Source organism: Paracoccaceae bacterium (genome assembly GCA_033344815.1).
Taxonomy (GTDB): domain Bacteria; phylum Pseudomonadota; class Alphaproteobacteria; order Rhodobacterales; family Rhodobacteraceae; genus Roseobacter.
This window is the reverse complement of record JAWPMR010000001.1, coordinates 1994477-2013332: the sequence shown is the minus strand read 5'-3', so window position 1 is coordinate 2013332 and position 18856 is coordinate 1994477. Positions and strand designations below refer to the sequence as shown.

Annotated in this window: 15 protein-coding genes and 1 riboswitch; of the genes, 9 read left to right on the top strand and 6 right to left on the bottom strand. The window is 59.3% G+C overall.

Annotation, left to right across the window (positions count from 1 at the left end; genetic code table 11):
* Positions 1-263: 263 nt before the first annotated feature.
* On the bottom strand, positions 264-713 hold the full coding sequence (locus R8G34_09385) for a hypothetical protein (protein ID MDW3223079.1): 450 nt from the start codon (positions 711-713) through the stop codon (positions 264-266).
* Between the two features lie 397 nt (positions 714-1110).
* On the bottom strand, positions 1111-2499 hold the full coding sequence (locus R8G34_09380; GenBank protein ID MDW3223078.1) for a 2-isopropylmalate synthase: 1389 nt from the start codon (positions 2497-2499) through the stop codon (positions 1111-1113).
* Positions 2500-2758: 259 nt separating this feature from the next.
* Here R8G34_09380 and R8G34_09375 point away from each other — a divergent pair, with 259 nt between their 5' ends.
* The 3 genes from R8G34_09375 (at position 2759) to R8G34_09365 (ending at position 5840) form a co-directional block, all read left to right on the top strand.
* A complete protein-coding gene (locus R8G34_09375) occupies positions 2759-4420 on the top strand; it encodes an NAD+ synthase (GenBank protein ID MDW3223077.1) in 1662 nt (553 codons plus the stop codon).
* 33 nt (positions 4421-4453) lie between these two features.
* A complete protein-coding gene (locus tag R8G34_09370; GenBank protein ID MDW3223076.1) occupies positions 4454-4942 on the top strand; it encodes a hypothetical protein in 489 nt (162 codons plus the stop codon).
* A gap of 88 nt (positions 4943-5030) precedes the next feature.
* Positions 5031-5840: a prolyl oligopeptidase family serine peptidase gene (locus tag R8G34_09365; protein MDW3223075.1), complete on the top strand. Its 810-nt coding sequence runs from the start codon at positions 5031-5033 to the stop codon at positions 5838-5840.
* Between the two features lie 46 nt (positions 5841-5886).
* On the opposite strand, the gene R8G34_09360 is transcribed toward R8G34_09365, so the two are convergent.
* The gene (locus R8G34_09360) at positions 5887-6816 is read right to left on the bottom strand and encodes an MBL fold metallo-hydrolase (GenBank protein MDW3223074.1); all 930 of its coding nucleotides are present in this window, start codon (positions 6814-6816) and stop codon (positions 5887-5889) included.
* 106 nt (positions 6817-6922) lie between these two features.
* Between R8G34_09360 and R8G34_09355 the strand changes: the two genes are divergently transcribed.
* The 3 genes from R8G34_09355 to R8G34_09345 are packed head-to-tail and all read left to right on the top strand — an operon-like array spanning position 6923 to position 10137.
* Positions 6923-7333: a DUF1801 domain-containing protein gene (locus tag R8G34_09355; protein MDW3223073.1), complete on the top strand. Its 411-nt coding sequence runs from the start codon at positions 6923-6925 to the stop codon at positions 7331-7333.
* 59 nt (positions 7334-7392) lie between these two features.
* Positions 7393-8718 (top strand): glutamate--tRNA ligase, encoded by a 1326-nt coding sequence (gene gltX / locus R8G34_09350; GenBank protein MDW3223072.1) that lies wholly within the window; start codon positions 7393-7395, stop codon positions 8716-8718.
* Positions 8719-8742: 24 nt separating this feature from the next.
* Positions 8743-10137: an MATE family efflux transporter gene (locus R8G34_09345; GenBank protein MDW3223071.1), complete on the top strand. Its 1395-nt coding sequence runs from the start codon at positions 8743-8745 to the stop codon at positions 10135-10137.
* Here R8G34_09345 and R8G34_09340 read toward each other — a convergent pair.
* On the bottom strand, positions 10084-10674 hold the full coding sequence (locus R8G34_09340; protein ID MDW3223070.1) for a gamma-glutamylcyclotransferase family protein: 591 nt from the start codon (positions 10672-10674) through the stop codon (positions 10084-10086). The genes R8G34_09345 and R8G34_09340 overlap by 54 nt on opposite strands.
* 96 nt (positions 10675-10770) lie before the next feature.
* Positions 10771-10859: riboswitch (glycine riboswitch) on the top strand.
* Between the two features lie 148 nt (positions 10860-11007).
* Here R8G34_09340 and gcvT point away from each other — a divergent pair.
* From gcvT to gcvP, 3 genes are read left to right on the top strand one after another with little or no spacing between them, the layout of a single operon-like run.
* Entirely contained in the window at positions 11008-12129 is a 1122-nt protein-coding gene (gcvT, locus tag R8G34_09335) for a glycine cleavage system aminomethyltransferase GcvT (protein ID MDW3223069.1), read from the top strand.
* Positions 12130-12147: 18 nt separating this feature from the next.
* A complete protein-coding gene (gcvH, locus tag R8G34_09330; GenBank protein MDW3223068.1) occupies positions 12148-12507 on the top strand; it encodes a glycine cleavage system protein GcvH in 360 nt (119 codons plus the stop codon).
* A gap of 30 nt (positions 12508-12537) precedes the next feature.
* The gene (gene gcvP / locus R8G34_09325; GenBank protein ID MDW3223067.1) at positions 12538-15381 is read left to right on the top strand and encodes an aminomethyl-transferring glycine dehydrogenase; all 2844 of its coding nucleotides are present in this window, start codon (positions 12538-12540) and stop codon (positions 15379-15381) included.
* Positions 15382-15610: 229 nt separating this feature from the next.
* Here gcvP and R8G34_09320 read toward each other — a convergent pair whose 3' ends face one another.
* Positions 15611-18139, bottom strand: coding sequence for an FtsX-like permease family protein (locus R8G34_09320; protein ID MDW3223066.1), 2529 nt, complete (start codon positions 18137-18139; stop codon positions 15611-15613).
* Positions 18136-18825 (bottom strand): ABC transporter ATP-binding protein, encoded by a 690-nt coding sequence (locus R8G34_09315; GenBank protein ID MDW3223065.1) that lies wholly within the window; start codon positions 18823-18825, stop codon positions 18136-18138. The genes R8G34_09320 and R8G34_09315 overlap by 4 nt, the downstream gene beginning before the upstream one ends.
* Positions 18826-18856: the final 31 nt, after the last annotated feature.

Sequence of the window (18856 nt, the reverse complement as noted above, 5' to 3'; positions counted from 1 at the left end):
GTCCAAAACATGATAAATTCATATTAGGTTTTGTTACAGGCTTGCTGCGCAAGCCTTTTCGATAGTTTTGACCAAGAGGCGGCCAGTCAAAAAGCGGACCGCTTTCGAAAATCCGTTTGTAACGGGGTCTATGGTACGGGCGAGGAAAACTGACTTCAATTGGGCTGTTTTTCCGTCTTTGCTCTTCGCAACATTTGCAAAGGTCTTGTTGTTTCCCATTTCTTAACCCGCTCAAATGAAGTGTAAAAATTCGTATCGCCTGATCACTCTGGATAGCCGCAGTCATCGCGATCCAAAATTCTATCGGGGGCAATTGATCCCAAGGTATCTAAAAAATCCAGCGCAAGACATTTGATTGGCGCACTAGGGACAGCAGACCTATTATAAAAGACAAATCTCACATCATTGCCGTTCGCAGTCGTCGTGTAAGTCGCTTTTTGCGCGGCATCTTCAGTGTTCTTGACGTCTCGATAAATTGGTTCCAGTTCTTTTTGCCACGGCGCAAAACCTACATCGCCCCAACCTTCCAACAGATAGACAAATACATCTGCCTTGTGCAGATCTGTTACAAAACCTTGGGGGGCAATTAGGTTATCTGCATCATTTTCCACCAAGTGATCTACAAACGCTTCCCGAGCGTCTTTTTTTCCAAATACAAATAGTGCTGCTGGGTGGTTTAAAATTTCCGAAAATGAATGCGTCTCTTCAGCCATAACAAGCGATCCGGTCGCCATAAGCCCACTTACAAGTGCCGCGCAGGAAGGTTTCACGAAAGAAAAGCCGCGCATTGTCATAACTCCACAGTCATTCAACAAAAAAAGGAAACAATCCGGACGGATGGGCAAATTTTGTTCAGTCCCAAAGACAGTTCGAACCTTATAAAATAGCTACATGACATCGTGGGAATTGGTCAAGCAAGTACGCCGGGAAGGAATGTGTACTCGAATAGCCACCTGTTTAACCCCAGGAACTGCGATACTATGACTCCACGCATTTCCAAATGCGCCGAAGCGGCCGTTGGCGCAACTGCAGCGAAAGCTAAAAAGGTCCGCACTACAGTCCTTAGGTCGTATCGTCACGAAGCTTCAATTGGAATTCACGGCAAGCGCCTCAGCCGCCGTCGGTCAGGGCGCCGTTTTGCCAGTCCCCAGTGGCTTCTTCGCCGGTGGCATAGCGCATGGTGCCGGTGCCCTGGCGTTTGCCCGCCTTGAAGGTGCCTTCATAGACGTCGCCATTGGCATAGGTGGCCAGACCCTGTCCTTCGATCTCGCCGTTTTGCCAGTCCCCTTCATATATGAAGCCGCTGGGCATGGTGATTTTACCGGTCCCATGACGCTGGCCCGCCTCAAATGATCCCACATAGACGGTGCCATCGGGATAGGTCGCGGTGCCTTGCCCTTGTCGCTGGCCGTCCACCCAATTGCCATCGTATTTATACCCATCGGCATAGGTCATGACGCCCGCACCGTGGTTGCGCGCATTCTTGAACCCGCCCTGATAGACCACACCATTGGTGTAGGTTGCCTTACCCGTGCCGTCGATCACACCGGCCTTCCAGCCGCCTTCATAGGTGGAGCCATCCGGATAGGTGATCAGCCCTTCGCCATCCGCCAGACCGGCCGCGAAGGCCCCGACATAGATCGAGCCATCCGGATAGGTCACGCGGCCCTGACCCGCGATTTCGCCAGCCACCCACGAGCCGACATAGGTATAGCCGTCCTGTGCCGTGAAAGTGCCCTGACCTTCGCGCAGGTCATTAACGAACTGACCCTCATAGATGTCGCCATTGGCATAGATCACCTTGCCCATGCCTGCCCGGCGTCCGCTGGCAAGTTCGCCCTCATAGACATCGCCATTGGACTGGGTGAGTTTGCCGGTGCCGTCGATCTGACCGTCTTTCCACAGACCCACATAAACGAGGCCATCGGGCATAGTCAAAACGCCTTCGCCTGAGCGTTTGCCGCCCCGGATTGCGCCCTCATAGACCGCGCCGTCCGGGTAGGTGATGACCCCGGCGCCCTCTTTGACGCCATCGACCCAGTCGCCTTTGTATTCATAGCCGCCCGGGCTTTGCATGGTGCCCTTGCCGTGGTGATTGGCGTTGCGGAACTGGCCTTCATAGCGCACCCCATTGGCATAAAGTGCGATGCCCGTGCCCATGATCGCGCCGCTTTTCCATTCGCCTTCATAGGTGCCGCCATCGGCAAAGGTGATCTTGCCAAAACCATCCGGCTTGCCCTTGGAGAACTGGCCCTCATAGACCGATCCATTGGGAAAGCGCGCGATGCCGTCGCCTTTGATTTCGCCGTCGACCCATTCACCGGTATATTCATAGCCATTGGGCAACTTGTAGGTGCCGGTGCCATGCTGGACCCCGCCGCGGAACGTGCCCTCATAGACGCCGCCATCATCATATTGTTTGGTCAGTACCTCGCCGCCCTGCGCCAACAGAGGCGTTGGGAGTAAAGCGAGGCAAAAGATCAGGCGACGAATGGACATGATGACCTCTGGACGTGGCTAAAGAGCAAGACCTGCGGCAGCGCGCCGTAGCCTTTGGCAGAACTTATGCAATGGGCGCGTCAGGAGCAACGCTCTTTTGCGACGCTGCGGCAGGATGCGCGTTTTGTGCGCGTCCGGTGTTATGTTCCCGTGGGGCGTCAGTGCGGTGATGCCCTGCGGGGCCTTCGAGGAGCGGACGCCCTTTTCACCCCCGCCCAATCTGCTACATGACGGATTAACATGTAAAAGGGCTGGGCATATGTCGGATCGTTTTCGGGTCACATTGGCGCAAATCAACCCCACCGTGGGGGACCTGACGGGCAACGCAGCGCTGGCACGCAAGGCGTGGGAGGCCGGGCGCGACGCGGGCGCTGATCTTGTCGCGCTTCCGGAGATGTTCATCGCCGGCTATAACGCACAGGATCTGGTGATGCGTCAGGCGTTTCATCTGGATGCAGCCCGCGTGGTCGAAGAACTGGCGGTTGCCTGCGCGGATGGACCAGCGCTCGCCGTGGGCACGCCCTGGGTTGAAGGCACCAAGCTTTACAACGCTTATCTGATCCTCAAGGGCGGCAAGATCGCCAGCCACAACCTGAAACATCACCTGCCCAATGAAACGGTTTTCGACGAGGTGCGGATTTTTGATTCCGGACCTTTGGGCGGCCCGTATTCCGTGGGCAATTCACGTGTTGGCAGCCCGATTTGCGAGGACGCCTGGCACGAAGATGTGGCCGAAACATTGGCTGAGACAGGGGCGGAGTTCCTGTTGGTGCCCAATGGATCGCCCTATTATCGTGGCAAGTTCGAAACCCGCCTGAACCATATGGTCGCGCGGGTCGTCGAGACGGAATTGCCGTTGATCTATCTCAACATGGTCGGTGGACAGGATGATCAGGTGTTTGATGGTGCGTCTTTTGCGCTGAACCCCGGGGGCGAATTGGCGGTGCAGATGCCGTGTTTCGAAGAGGCCATCGCCCATGTTGATCTGGAACGCACGGCCGAGGGTTGGCGCGTTGTGCCCGGTGAGAAAGCCCCGCATCCCGACGTGTGGGAGCAGGATTACCGCGTCATGGTGCAAAGTGTGCGCGATTATTGCCGCAAGACCGGTTTTGGCAAAGTGCTGCTGGGCCTGTCGGGCGGCGTGGACAGCGCCATTGTTGCAGCCATTGCGGTGGATGCGCTGGGCGCGGAGAACGTGCGCTGCGTCATGCTGCCCTCTGAGTATACCTCGGCTGAGTCGCTGGAGGATGCTGAGGCCGTCGCCAAGGCACTGGGCTGCCGGTATGATTACGTACCCATCTCGGAGGGACGCGCGGCGATCACCAACACACTGGCCCCCCTGTTTGAAGGGCTGGCGCCGGGTCTGGCGGAGGAAAACATCCAATCGCGCCTGCGTGGGCTGTTGCTCATGGCGCTGTCCAATAAGTTCGGCGAAATGCTGCTGACCACGGGCAATAAATCCGAGGTCGCGGTGGGCTATGCCACGATCTACGGCGATATGGCGGGCGGGTATAACCCGATCAAGGACCTTTATAAGACCCGCGTGTTCGAGACGTGCCGGTGGCGCAACGCCAATCACCGCGACTGGATGATGGGGCCAAAAGGCGAGGTCATCGTGCCGCGCGTAATCGACAAACCGCCCTCGGCGGAGCTGCGCGAGGATCAGAAAGACAGCGACAGCCTGCCGGATTATCCCGATCTGGACGCGATGCTGGAGATTCTGGTGGACCGCGCCGGATCCATTGAGGATTGCGTTGCCGCCGGGTTCGCGCGCGACGTGGCCAAGAAGGTCGAGCACCTGATCTATTTTTCGGAATACAAACGCTTCCAATCTGCCCCCGGCGCGCGCCTGACCAAAGGCGCGTTCTGGCTGGACCGCCGCTATCCGATTGTGAACGGCTGGCGCGATCCGTCCGGATAATTGGGTTTGGAACCATCGCCCCAGTCTGAGCGCATGGCGGCGCCCGTAATCTATCGGTCTTCGCGCGGGTCCTATGCGCTGTGGGGCGTTGGCTTTGGGTTTTTCACCGCCGTGGCGATTGTCGTGACGAGCGTTGAGGTGCAGGCCGGGCGATCCCCTGACAATCTGATCTACTATGTCATCGGCCTGTTTGTTTTTGCGGTTTTCTCAGGCGCAATGCTGTTTCGCGCCCTGCGCCCGCGCGTCGAATTTCGCCTTGATGTAAAGGGTTTGAGCCACCGAGGGGCCGCACCGGTGCCATGGCACGCGATCGCGGGTGCCACCGTCGGATATAGCGATGGGGCCGAGCTTGTGATTCTGCACCTGAAACAGGAACCCGTGGATGAAACCACGCTGTCCGCTGCCGCGCGCACCCAACGCGAGGCCGAACGCATCTTGTCCCTGACGCGCAGCCTGAAGACGCAGATGACAGAGGCCTCCCCGGATACGCTGGCGCGACAGATCAATGAATGGCTCGGCTAGATGGATGTGTATCCTCGAAAACGCGGATGTGATTTGTCCCCATGGTCAACACAGGCCAAAGTCCGCCAAAACATCGAAGGGAAAATTCATGCGAGTATCAGCGGTGGTTGCTTTGATCACGGGGGTGGCCGCGACGCCCGCCCTTGCCTGTGGCCCGGACACAGATTGCGTGCTGGGCGAGCGGCATTACCGGATCGCAATGCCCGAGAGTCATGACGGTGCGATGCCGGTGCCGGCCATCGTCTTTGCGCATGGCTATCGCGGCTCGGCACAGGGCGTGATGCGCAATGGCTCGCTGCGTCGCATGGTGTCGGATCTGGGGGCTGCACTGATCGCGGTCAAATCTGAGGAGGATGACTGGGTGATCCCCAATGCGCCGCGCCACATGGACAGTGATGGGGCGGAGGAATTCGCCTATTTCGACGCGGTGCTTGAGGATGCGGCCGCGCGTTTCGACATTGATACCAGCCGCGTAATGGCCACAGGGTTCAGCGCGGGCGGCATGATGGTGTGGAATCTTGCTTGTGCGCGCAGCGACAGCTTTGCGGCTTTTGCACCGATCTCGGGAACCTTCTGGCTGAAACCGCCTGAAACCTGCGCAGGGCCGGTCGCCAACATCATCCACATCCACGGCGATGACGATAGCACTGTTCCCCTCACTGGCCGCCCGATCGGCCCCACCAAACAGGGCGAGGTCGCAGAAGCGCTTGATATGTATGTGCAATACGGGGAGTTCGGGCCGACCACTGCCACTACGCATGATACGCTAAGTTGTCAGGAGCGGCGCAATGGGCAGGCTGATATTCTGGATTTCTGCCTGTTTGAAGGTGGCCATTCCTTCCGCACTGAATACGTGCGCTTTGCCTGGGAACGGTTCAAAGATGCGGGGCGGCTCTGAGGAAACGCCCGTAGGGTGGGCTTTCAGGCCACCGCCCCGCAAATCGTTACAGCATCAGCTGATAGCTATGGGGCGCATAGGCAAACCCGTCGCCACGCTTTTCAACATAGCCGACACCGGGCCACGGCATGTGATACCCGATAAAGGCCATCTTGTCGGTTGCCATCATGTCCAGAATCCGGCGGCGCGTGATCGCGGCGGCGGGCTTGTCCATGTCGAACTTCACTTCCCAATCCGGATGGGCCAGTGACCACACATAGTGATTGGCGAAATCAGCACCGATCACCAGCTGCGTGCCGCCATCCTCAACCATATACGTCATGTGACCCGGGGTATGACCAAAGGCCGCCATGGCTGTCAGCCCTGATGCCACATCTGCGCCATCCTCAAGGAAGGCGAATTGGTCCGCAAAGGGCGCGATCTTAGCTTTGAAATTGTCATTGTCCGCTTTGGACCAAGCGTCAAATTCCGCACGACCCGTCACAAGACGCGCATTGGCATAGGTCAGCGAACCGTCTTCGGTTGTCATGCCGCCAATGTGATCGCCGTGCATGTGCGTGATCACCACCGCGTCGATCTGGTCCGCAGTATAGCCGGCGGCCTCAAGCGCTGAGGTGGTACCTGCGGCGGACAGACCAGTGTCAAACAACACCAGTTCGGAACCGGTATTCACCACGGTGGGCGTGAAGAAGAACTGGGAGACATCCGTGGGCAGGTTCGCCTCGGCGGAAACGGCGGCAAAAGTGTCCGCATCCACGTTCAGGCCGAAAATATTATGCGGCCCTTCAACGGCGCGGGTCCCGGCCAGCAATGTGGTGACTTCAAAACCCCCGACCTTGACGCGGTTGAACGGGCTCATCGCCACGCCTTTCATCTCGGCACCCGCGCGGGCAACGCCAGAACTGGCAGCGACTAGGGGCAGGGCGGCGGCACCGGCAAGGGCTGCGCGTCGGGAGATGTTGATCTGATCTGACATGATCATTTTCCTTTTGTGTTGGACATGAGGTCAAATAGCATGATGGTGCGCGCTGCCCATTTTATTCTGATACAATGTCATCATATTTCTGCGAGGAGCGGTGAGGATGAGTGATGAACCGGTGGTTATGGATTTCCTGAACAGCATTTCCCCTGCGCGTCGCGCCGAGGAAGCAAAGGTCCTGAACGCGCTGTTTCAGGATCTGACGGGCTGGCACCCAAAGCTCTGGCGCGGCAATATTCTGGGCTATGGCAGCTATGACTACACCTATAAGTCCGGTCGCTCGGGCACGTATCTGGCAACGGGGTTTGCGCCGCGCAAAGCCAAGCTGTCGGTCTATATCATGCCCGGATACGCCAATTTCAGCGATATCCTGACAGCTCTGGGCAAGCACAAGATCGGGAAATCCTGTCTTTATATCAATAAGCTGCAAGACGTCGATCTGGGCGTTCTGAAAACCCTGATCTGCGCCGGTCTGGACGATCTCGCGACGCGCTGGCCGATCCACCCCACGTGATCGCTTTGCTGGACAATTGCGCTGCCCTGTGACACGACGCGCCCCAACAGGAGACACACATGACCACCACGCGTTTCGCCCCCTCGCCCACCGGCTATATCCACATCGGCAACCTGCGCACAGCGCTGATGAATTACCTCATTGCGCGCAAGGCGGGCGGGACGTTCATCTTGCGGATCGATGATACCGATCCAGAGCGTTCCAAAGAAGAATATGTCGATGGGATCAAGCAGGACCTGGAGTGGTTGGGCCTGCACTGGGACCGCGTCGAGCGGCAATCCGAACGGCTTGATCGCTATCACGCGGCGGCGGATGCGCTGCGCGACATGGGTCGGTTTTATGAGGCCTTTGAAAGCCCCACCGAGCTTGACCTCAAACGCAAAAAACAGCTGAACATGGGCAAACCCCCGGTCTATGACCGCGCGGCACTGGCGCTGTCGGAGGCTGAAAAAACCGCCTTGCGCGCCGAGCGCGGCGACGGCGTGTGGCGCTTCAAACTCGATCAACAGCGGATTGAGTGGCAAGACGGGATCCTCGGGGATATCTCGATTGATGCCGCCTCCGTGTCGGATCCGGTGCTCATTCGCGGGGACGGACAGGTGTTATACACGCTGGCCAGCGTCGTGGATGACACTGAAATGGGTGTCACGAATGTGGTGCGCGGGTCCGATCATGTGACCAATACCGCGACACAAATCCAGATTATTCAAGCGCTTGGCGGCACCGTTCCAGCCTTTGCACATCACTCATTGCTGACCGGTCCCAAGGGCGAGGCGCTGTCCAAACGGCTTGGCACGCTGGCGTTGCGCGATCTGCGTGAGCGGGGCATTGAGCCGATGGCGCTGTTGAGCATGATGGCACGGCTGGGCTCGTCTGATCCGGTGGAACTGCGCGGCGATATGGCGGAATTGATCGAAGGGTTCGACATCGAACGATTTGGTTCTGCGCCAACGAAATTTGACGTTGAGGATCTGATGCCGCTGACCGCGCGGCATCTGGCGAGCTTGCCGCTTGAGACTGTGGCGGACACGCTGGAAGCGGTCGGCGTGCCGCAGGATAAGGCCGCGCAGTTCTGGGACGTCACCCGCGAAAACATCACCACGCTCAAGGATATCGCGCCCTGGTGGGATATGATGCGGGACGGAGCCGACCCGGTGATTGACGCCGAAGACACGGAATTTGTCGCCCAGGCCATGTTGCTGCTGCCCGAAGGCCCGTTTGACGATCAGACATGGGGCACCTGGACCGCCGCCGTCAAAGAAGCGACGGGGCGCAAAGGGCGCGGATTGTTCATGCCGCTGCGCAAGGCGCTGACCGGGCAGGCGCACGGGCCGGATATGTCCGCGCTGATGCCGCTGTTGCAGGTGGTCAAGGCGCGCGGATGATGCGCGCAGCCTTCAGGTTGGGTCATGGCTGACGCTCAGGCAAAATTCCTGAGCGGGAACCTGTTCCGCCACGTATCGGTGATGTCACTGACCTCTTCTGTGGGCCTGATGGCGATCTTCCTTGTCGATTTTGTCGACATGATTTTCATCGCCATGCTGGGCGAGGCCGAATTGGCCGCCGCCGTCGGCTATGCCGCAACCATCCTGTTTTTCACCACCTCTTTTGGCATCGGTATGTCGATTGCCGCGGGCGCCTTGGTGGCGCGGGCCTTGGGTGCGGGTGATGCGTCATTGGCCGAAGAACGCAAAACCCATTCGCTGATCTATGGGTTTGTTTTTGGTGCTGTTTTTGCCGTGGCCGTCTGGTTGAACCTAGAGGTTTTAGTGTCCCTATTGGGTGCGCAAGACGCGATTGCGGATCTCGCTGTGTCCTATTTGAAGATCATTGTGCCCAGCCTGCCATTCCTGATGATCGGCATGATGGGCGGTGCGATCCTGCGCGCCCATGGGGACGCCAAACGCGCCATGATGGCGACCATCTATGGCGGTGGCGTCAATGCGGTGCTGGACCCGATTTTGATCTTTGGTCTGGGGCTGGATCTGACCGGCGCGGCGCTGGCCTCTGTGGCGGCGCGGCTGGTGATCGCCTATGCGGCGCTTGTGCCGTTGATCCAGCATTATGGCGGCGTTGGACGCCCGCGCGCCGCCGGGATGCTGCGTGATATTTTACCCATCGCGACAATTGCCTTGCCCGCCATCCTGACCCAATTGGCGACCCCGGTGGGGCAGGCCATTGTGACCCGCGCCATGGCCGATTTCGGTGAGGCCGCCGTGGCCGGCATGGCGATCGTGGGGCGGCTGTCTATGGTTGCCTTTGGGGTGATTTTCGCGCTCTCCGGCGCAGTCGGGCCTATTTTGGGCCAGAATTTCGGGGCTGGGGACGGCGCGCGGGTGCAGGCCGGGTTCCGCGCGGCGGTGCTGTTTAATGGCATCGTGATTGTGTTGGTATCCGCGCTGCTCTTTGCCCTGCGCGCGCCCATCGCCGATCTGTTTTCGGCCACCGGGATCACACGCGAATTGGTGTTTCTGTTTTGCGGGCCGCTGTCGCTTTTGTTCTTTTTCAACGGCATTTTGTTCATCGCCAATGCGGCTTTCAATAATATGGGGCATCCGTTTTATTCCACCTTCCTCAACTGGGGGCGCAATACCATCGGGATGGTGCCTCTGGTGTTGCTGGGCGCGGGTGTTTTGGGCGCGCAAGGCGTGTTGATCGGGCAGGCCGCAGCGGGCGTGATCTTTGGCGCATTGGCCTGGGGGCTGGCGCGCCGGGTGATGGCAAAGACCCCGGTGCAGGACGCGCCGCCTTTAGAATTCGCGCGGCAGGGGCGCCTCATGGCGTTGCTTCACCGGCACAGATAAACGCGTCAGATGATCGTCCACAAGCGCGGTTTGAGCCGTGCTCAGGACCTGATGCCGCGGATAAAGCGGTTCTGCGCGATCATTCAGAATAGGCGTGTCCCATCCATCCGTGGTGTCGAAAAACGCCTGCACGCCGGCTGTGCCAAAGACCTCGTCAAATCCTTGCACCACCACATCAAGATAGCTGAGCAGGATCATATGGTCTTCCCGCTGCAGGTGGTTTTCCGGGGCCACCGCATAGACCGCGATGTCGGGATCATGCGGGTGGTCGTGATCCACCGCGTGACGCGCAGGCAGACGGGCATAGCCGCCCTCGCGTGCATCCAGCGCCTCCCAATCCGCATCTGGGACCGCAGCGATCAGCCCCTGAATGCTGTGACCAGGCGCGGGCACCCCCGTCAAAAGTACCACACCGAATCGCGGTGTAGTGACCCAGGCCCTGCGCCAGCCGTTCAATGTGGCGGGCCGGGCGTCCGGATAGCTGTGGCTTTTGGTGTTCACAAGGCTGCCATAGCCAAAGAAATAAGGGTCGCTCATCATCGCTCCGCATGAAGTTTAGGCGCAGTCAAACATTATGCAGATTGAGGCACAAGGGACCTTGACCCATCCGCATACGCTGGCATACCGTCACGCCAATCTCGCCCGGGAGAACCAGCCGCACAGCTGGTGCCGAAGGAGCAACCGCCCCGGAAACTCTCAGGCCACCGGACCGTGCGGGATTGCAAAACTCTGGAGAGAGGTGCCATCGCGCATCCGCCGAAGGGATAACGATCTCAGGCGAAAAGACAGAGGGGGCATCAGGGCGTGCAAGTGCGCGTCTGGGATGCCGGTGGTTTGATCACACGCAACCGGCGCAAGGGGAGAGGCCGGATGAGCTTGTTGAAAACACCGCTGCATGCATTGCACGTGGCATTGGGCGCAAAGATGGTGCCGTTTGCGGGCTACGACATGCCCGTGCAATACCCGATGGGCGTGATGCAGGAGCATAACCATACGCGTACGTATGCAGGGCTGTTTGATGTCAGTCATATGGGTCAGGTGATCCTGTCGGGTCCATCCTGGGAGGCTGTGGCGCTGGCGTTTGAGGCTCTGGTGCCGATGGACGTGCTGGGGCTGGGCGATGGACGCCAACGCTACGGGTTGTTCACAAATGACGCGGGCGGGATCGAGGATGATCTGATGTTCGCGCGGCGCGGCGATGATTTGTTTGTGGTGGTGAATGCGGCCTGCAAAACGGCGGATGTGGCGCGGATGCGCGCCGCTCTGCCACAGGAGATTACCTTGACCGAACTGACGGATCGCGCGCTGATCGCCCTGCAAGGGCCGGGCGCAGAAGCGGCGTTGGCTTCTTTGGACGCGCGCGCGGCTGACATGCGGTTCATGGATGTGACCGATCTAAGCCTGGGTGGTGCTGCCGTCTGGGCATCGCGTTCGGGCTATACCGGCGAGGACGGATACGAGATTTCGGTGGCCGCCTCAGACGCTGAGGGATTGGCGCAAACCTTGCTGGCGCTGGAAGGCGTCGCCCCGATTGGTTTGGGCGCGCGGGATTCACTGCGGCTGGAGGCGGGGCTTTGCCTTTATGGCAATGACATAGATGCAGGCACTGACCCGGTTTCTGCGGGTCTGAGCTGGGCCATTCAAAAGCTGCGCCGCGCAGGCGGCGCGCGTGAAGGCGGCTTTCCCGGCGCGGGTCCGATTTTGGATGCTTTTGCGACGGCTCCCGCCAAACGGCGCGTTGGCCTGAAACCCGACGGCCGTGCGCCGATGCGCAGCGGCGTCGCGATTTATGACCAAGCCGAGGGCGGCGCGCAGATTGGGACCGTGACATCCGGGGGCTTTGGCCCATCTGTCGAGGGGCCGGTGGCGATGGGATATGTTGATGCCCCGAACGCCACGCCCGGCACCGCATTATTCGGCGAAGTGCGCGGCAAAAGGCTGCCTTTGCACGTGGTCAAACTGCCCTTCACCCCCGCCAATTTCAAACGATAACACATAGGAGAAAAACACATGAAATTCACCGAAGAGCACGAATGGCTGCGTGAAGAAGACGGCGTCATGGTCGTAGGCATCACCATCCACGCCGCTGAACAGCTGGGCGATGTGGTGTTTGTGGAACTGCCTGAAGAAGGCACCACGGTCAGCAAGGACGATGAGGTCGTTGTGATCGAGTCCGTCAAGGCCGCCAGCGATATTCTGGCTCCGGTGGATGGGGAAATCGTCGAGGTGAATTCCACGCTCGCGGATAATCCGGGCATGGTGAATGAGGATCCCCAGGGCGAGGCGTGGTTTTTCAAATTGCAGGTCTCTGACGCCAGCCAGATGGACGAATTCATGGATGAAGCTGGCTATCAGAAATTCATCGCCTGATCTCTGAAGCCCCTCTTAAGGAAGCATACAATGGTCTATAAACCCACCGATTATCTGCCCTATGATTTCGCCAACAGACGGCACATTGGACCTTCGCCCCGCGAGATGACTGCGATGTTGGGCGTTGTTGGCGCCGAGACGCTGGAGGCGCTGATTGATGACACGCTGCCTGCGGCGATCCGCCAGAAAGAGCGCTTGGACTTTGGCCGGGCGATGTCAGAGCGCGAGGTGCTGGAGCATCTGCGCAAGGTGGGGGCGCAAAACAAGGTGCTGACCTCGCTTATCGGGCAGGGGTATCACGGGACGGTCACACCGCCCGCGATCCAGCGCAATATCTTGGAAAACCCGGCGTGGTACACGGCCTATACGCCCTATCAACCGGAAATTTCGCAAGGGCGTCTGGAAGCGTTGTTGAACTTCCAGACCATGGTGTCGGATTTGACGGGCCTTGAAATTGCCAATGCCTCGCTGTTGGATGAGGCGACAGCTTGCGCAGAGGCGATGACCATGGCGCAGCGTGTTTCAAAATCCAAAGCCCACGCGTTCTTTGTGGACCGTGATTGCCATCCACAGAACATCGCGGTGATGAAGACGCGGGCCGCGCCGCTAGGGATCGAAGTGATTGTCGGCAACCCGGCCAAGATGGATGCAAGTGCGGTGTTTGGCGCGATTTTCCAATACCCCGGCACCTATGGGCACGTGAATGATTTCACTGACCATATGGCTGCGCTGCATGAACATAAGGCCATTGGTATCGTCTCGGCGGACCCTCTGGCGCTGACCCTGCTCAAGGAACCGGGCGCGATGGGGGCCGATATCGCTGTGGGCTCAACACAACGTTTTGGTGTGCCCGAAGGATATGGTGGACCACATGCGGCCTATATGGCGTGCCGCGATGCCTATAAGCGCGCGATGCCGGGGCGGATTGTGGGCGTGTCTGTGGACAGCCATGGCAACCGGGCGTATCGCTTGTCGTTGCAGACCCGCGAGCAGCACATCCGCCGCGAAAAGGCGACATCGAATGTGTGCACAGCACAAGCGTTGTTGGCCGTGATGGCCTCGATGTATGCGGTGTTTCACGGGCCCGAAGGGTTGCGCGCCATTGCACAGCGCATTCACCGCAAGACCGTGCGTTTGGCCAAGGGTTTGGAAGCGGCAGGGTTCAAGGTGGATCCAAAAGCCTGTTTTGACACGATCACGGTAGATGTGGGCCCCTTGCAGGCGGCGGTGATGAAATCAGCGGTGGATGAGGGTATCAACCTGCGCGCTGTGGGGGAAACCCGTGTCGGGATCACGCTGGATGAGCGTTGCAAACCGGCGACTTTGGAGGCGGTCTGGCGCGCGTTCGGGATTGTGCGGGAGGACAAGGATTTCAAGCCGGATTACCGGTTTCCGGAGGAAATGCTGCGCAGCTCTGATTATCTGACCCATCCGATTTTTCACATGAACCGGGCCGAGACCGAAATGATGCGCTACATGCGGCGTCTTGCGGATCGCGATCTGGCGCTGGACCGGGCGATGATCCCGCTTGGCTCCTGTACGATGAAACTGAATTCCGCCGCTGAAATGATGCCGGTGAGCTGGCGCGAATTCTCGCTGATCCATCCCTATGTGCCCGCCGATCAGGCGCAGGGATACACCCATATGATTGAGGATCTGAGCGTGAAACTCTGTGATATTACCGGGTATGACGCCATTTCGATGCAGCCCAATTCGGGCGCGCAGGGCGAATATGCGGGCCTGTTGAGCATCGCGCGTTATCATCGCAGTCGGGGTGAGGATGCGCGCAACATCTGCCTTATTCCGATGAGCGCGCATGGCACCAATCCGGCCTCGGCACAGATGGTCGGCTGGAAGGTCGTGGTGATCAAATCGGCGGAAAACGGTGATATCGATCTGGAGGATTTCCGCACCAAAGCCGAAGCGGCGGGCGACAATCTGGCGGCCTGCATGATCACCTATCCCTCGACCCATGGGGTGTTTGAGGAGACCGTGACCGAGGTGACGCGGATCACGCATGAGTACGGTGGTCAGGTCTATATCGATGGGGCCAATATGAACGCGATGGTGGGGTTGAGCCGCCCGGGCGATCTGGGCGGGGATGTGAGCCATCTCAACCTGCACAAGACGTTTTGTATCCCGCATGGCGGGGGTGGTCCCGGTATGGGCCCGATTGGCGTCAAAGCGCATCTGGTGCCGCATCTGCCGGGGTCGCCCACCGACGGCGAAGGCGCTGTGTCAGCTGCGCCCTTTGGCTCGCCCTCCTTGCTTCCGATCTCCTGGGCCTATTGCTTGATGATGGGTGGGGATGGCCTCACACAGGCGACGCGGGTGGCGATTTTGAACGCCAACTACATCGCAAAGCGGTTGGAGGGCGCGTTTGACGTGCTTTATAAAGGGCCAACGGGGCGGATTGCGCATGAGTGCATTCTGGATGTGCGACCCTTTGAGGCCAGTGCGCATGTGAGTGTCGAGGATATCGCCAAGCGTTTGATTGATTGCGGTTTTCATGCGCCAACCATGAGCTGGCCTGTGGCCGGAACCTTGATGGTGGAACCAACGGAAAGCGAAACCAAAGCTGAGTTGGACCGGTTCTGCGACGCGATGCTGGCCATCCGCGCAGAGATTGCGGCGATCGAGGCGGGGCAGGTTGATCCAGAGAACAACCCGCTCAAGAATGCGCCGCACACGGTTGAGGATCTGGTTGGTGACTGGGAGCGGCCCTATTCCCGCGAGCAGGGGTGTTTCCCACCTGGTGCCTTTCGTGTGGACAAATATTGGCCGCCGGTGAACCGGGTCGATAACGTCTATGGTGATCGGCATCTGATCTGCACCTGTCCGCCAATGGAGGATTATGCCGAAGCTGCTGAGTGACGTCGGAATTTTCCTGTACCACCAAGCCCGCAATCTTCCTTTTGAGAGTATTTTTGGCCAAAAGAAGCAAGCTCTTGTTAACCTCGACTGAGATATCATGCTTCCGCGGTACAGGCGGGAGCGCCGATGACCGTGCCAGAAGAAGCAGGAAACTGATTTCTTTGCGGGGTGGTCGAAGGGTCACCCCGTTTCTTTTGGTCTCAAATACTCCCGCCGGAGGCACTAAGTCCTATTCACGGGCCCTTAAAACCCGCGCTGGCGTGGTGTTTACCGGCCCCCATGCAAAAGCGAGGCTGGCCAGAAGAGTTGCGAGAATGCCGCCGCCGATAATGGCGAAGGCATAGGGCCAGATCACGGTGAAGTCGGTTTCCATGATGAATGTGCTGACAGCCCAGCCTCCGCCAATTCCGGCCGCCAGCGCGACCGATCCGGCCAGTAAGCCAAGAAGGGCGGAGCGCAGGGCGAAGCTTAAAAAGATGCTGCGCCGGGTGACGCCCAGGGTTTTGAGTACAGCAGCCTCGTAGCTGCGCGCGGTGGTCCCGGCAGAAGCCGCGCCAAACAGGACCAGCAAGCCAGTCAGCAGGGTCGCGCCGGCGCCATAGGACGTGGCCGCCGCCAGCCCACTGAGCACATCGGCGACACGGTCGATGGCATCTCGCACGCGGATTGCGGTGATGTTGGGGTAACGGGTGCTGAGATCGCGCAGAATCCGGGCTTCGGAATCAGGGGATGCATAGACGGTCGAGATGAAGCTATGCGGCGCGCCCGAGAGCGCCGAAGGGTTCATCGTCAGTATGAATCCGATACCTGCAGTTGAAAAATCCACCTCACGGAAACTGGCGATTGTGCCCGTAATGTCGCGTCCCAGGACGTTGAGTGTGATCGTGTCGCCCAGCGACAGACCCATTTCCTCGCCCTCTTCTGCGGCGAAGCTGATCAGCGGCGGACCAGTGTAGTCTTCTTCCCACCATGTGCCTTCTGTCAGACGGGTATTTTCCGGTAGGGCGGCTGCATAGGTGACACCGCGATCCCCGCGAACCACCCAGTGATCGCCTGCAACTTCACGCGCAGGTTTGCCGTTGATCTGTGTCACCACACCGCGCAGCATTGGCGCGGATTGGATGTCGGTGACTGCCTGATCACTGCGCAAGCGCTCGGTATAACCGTCGATCTGATCTTTCTGGATGTCGACGAAGAAATAGGAGGGAGCGATGTCGGGCAGGTTCCCTGAAATTGCATTGCGCAGGTTTCCGTCAATCTGGCCAACGGCCGCAAGAACGGAAAGGCCCAGACCCAGTGACAGGACAACAGAGGCGGCGCCCTCGCGCGGGTCGGCAATGGCGGCAAGCGCCCAGCGAAGGCGCGGTGCACCACGGGCCAGTCTGCCGCCTCGTCGTGAGAGGATACGGATGAGGAAAGCTGCACCAGAGAGCAGCAACAAGGCTCCTGTGATGCCGCCTGCGGTCCAGAGTGTGAGCCACCATGAGCCAGAGAACCAGCCCGCCACGGCGAGCAAGAGCGCCAATGCGGCGGCGGTCACCAAAAGATATCGCGTGGCAGGCAGCCGCCGTCCTGCGGTGAGCGCATCACGAAAAAGGGTGGCGGCACGGATGTCACCAGCCCGCGCCAATGGCCAGAGTGTGAACAAGAAAGCGGTCAGCAGCCCATAGATAACGGCCTCGATCAGCGGGGCAGGGTAGATTGCGAATTGGGCCGGGATCGGTAGCCGCGATTCAAGCAATGGCCCGAAAACAATAGGGATGGTGCCTCCCAACAGGACGCCGAGACCAACGCCGAGAAGCGACAGGACCCCGATTTGCAGGAAATAAGTCTGAAAAATTGTGCTGCGTTCGGCTCCGAGGGTCCTGAGTGTTGCGATCACATTGGTTTTGCTGGCCATATAGGACCGGACAGCAGAGGACACGCCTACCCCTCCCACGGCCAGACCGGACAGCCCAACCAGCACCAGAAAGGACCCGAGGCGTTCAACAAATCGGGACACACCGGGCGCGCCGTTGCGCGAATCCCGCCAGCGCGCACCCGTGCCTTCAAATCGGGCGCGGACTTCGGCTGCCAGCGCGTCGAGGTCCGTATTTTCAGGCAGTTTCAGCCGATATTCTGACTCAAAGATAGATCCTGATGCCAGCAGAGAAGAGTTTTCAAGGCTGGGTGTGCGCACGATGGTGCGGGGGCCAAGGGCAAACCCACCCGCCGCACTGTCCGGTTCACGAGTGAGAACGGCGGAGAGGTGGAAAGCCTGTGTGCCCAGCCGGAAGGTATCGCCAATGCTCAGACCGAGGCGATCCACCAGCACGCGTTCCATGACCGATCCGGGCAAACCATCTTGATCCGCCAATGCCTGATCCAGCGGCATTTCAGGCTCGAGCAAGACCGTGCCGACCAGCGGATAGGCGTCATCGACAGCCTTGATCTGGGTCAGAGCGCGTTCGGATGTCTCGCCCTCACCAACCACCGCCATGGACCGGAAATCCGCAATTTCGGAGACCGCGAGGGCGGTGTCCTCCATCCATGCTCGTTCTTCTTCGGTGGCGAAACGGTAGGTGAAATCCAGCTCTGCATCGCCGCCCAATAAGGCTGCGCCTTCGCGGGCCAGACCTGCTTCGATGCTGGCGCGTACTGAACCGACAATAGCAATTGCCGCCACGCCAAGCGCAAGACAAGCAAGGAAAATGCGAAAGCCGCGCAGGCCACCGCGTAACTCCCGCCGGGCAAATTTCACCGCGATACCAAGGCTCATTCGGCGGCTTGCTCCATTGGGGCGATGCGCCCGTCACGCAGGCGGATGACGCGGTCACAGCGCGCCGCAAGGCTTTGGCTGTGGGTGACCAGAACCAGCGTCGCGCCGTGGCGATCACGCAGGCCGAACAACAAATCAATAATGGCATCCCCATTGGCCCCATCAAGGTTCCCGGTCGGTTCATCCGCCAGCAGGATATCAGGGCGCGGCGCGGAGGCGCGTGCAAGCGCGACGCGTTGTTGTTCTCCTCCAGACATTTGCGACGGGTAATGATCGGCACGGTGGGCCAGTCCAACCTCGGCCAGTTCGGCCTCAGCCTTGGCAAAGGCCTGTTTCTCTCCGGCCAGTTCAAGAGGGGTTGCAACGTTTTCCAACGCAGTCATGGTCGGGATCAGGTGAAACGATTGGAAAACCACGCCCATGTGATCGCGGCGGAACCGGGCCAAAGCGTCCTCTGACATGTTGGTCAGATCATGGCCCAGAGCCATCACCGTGCCGCCCGTTGCACGCTCAAGGCCACCCATGAGCATCAAGAGCGATGATTTGCCGGAGCCAGAGGGCCCGATCAGGCCCAAACTCTCGCCCTGATGAACCTGCATCGAAATACCATGCAGGATATCGACACGCCCGGCATTGCCATCCAGCGATAAAGCCGCATCATTAAGAGAGAAAACAGGATCGGTCATGGGTGTGGTGCCTTTAACGGGTTACGTGTGG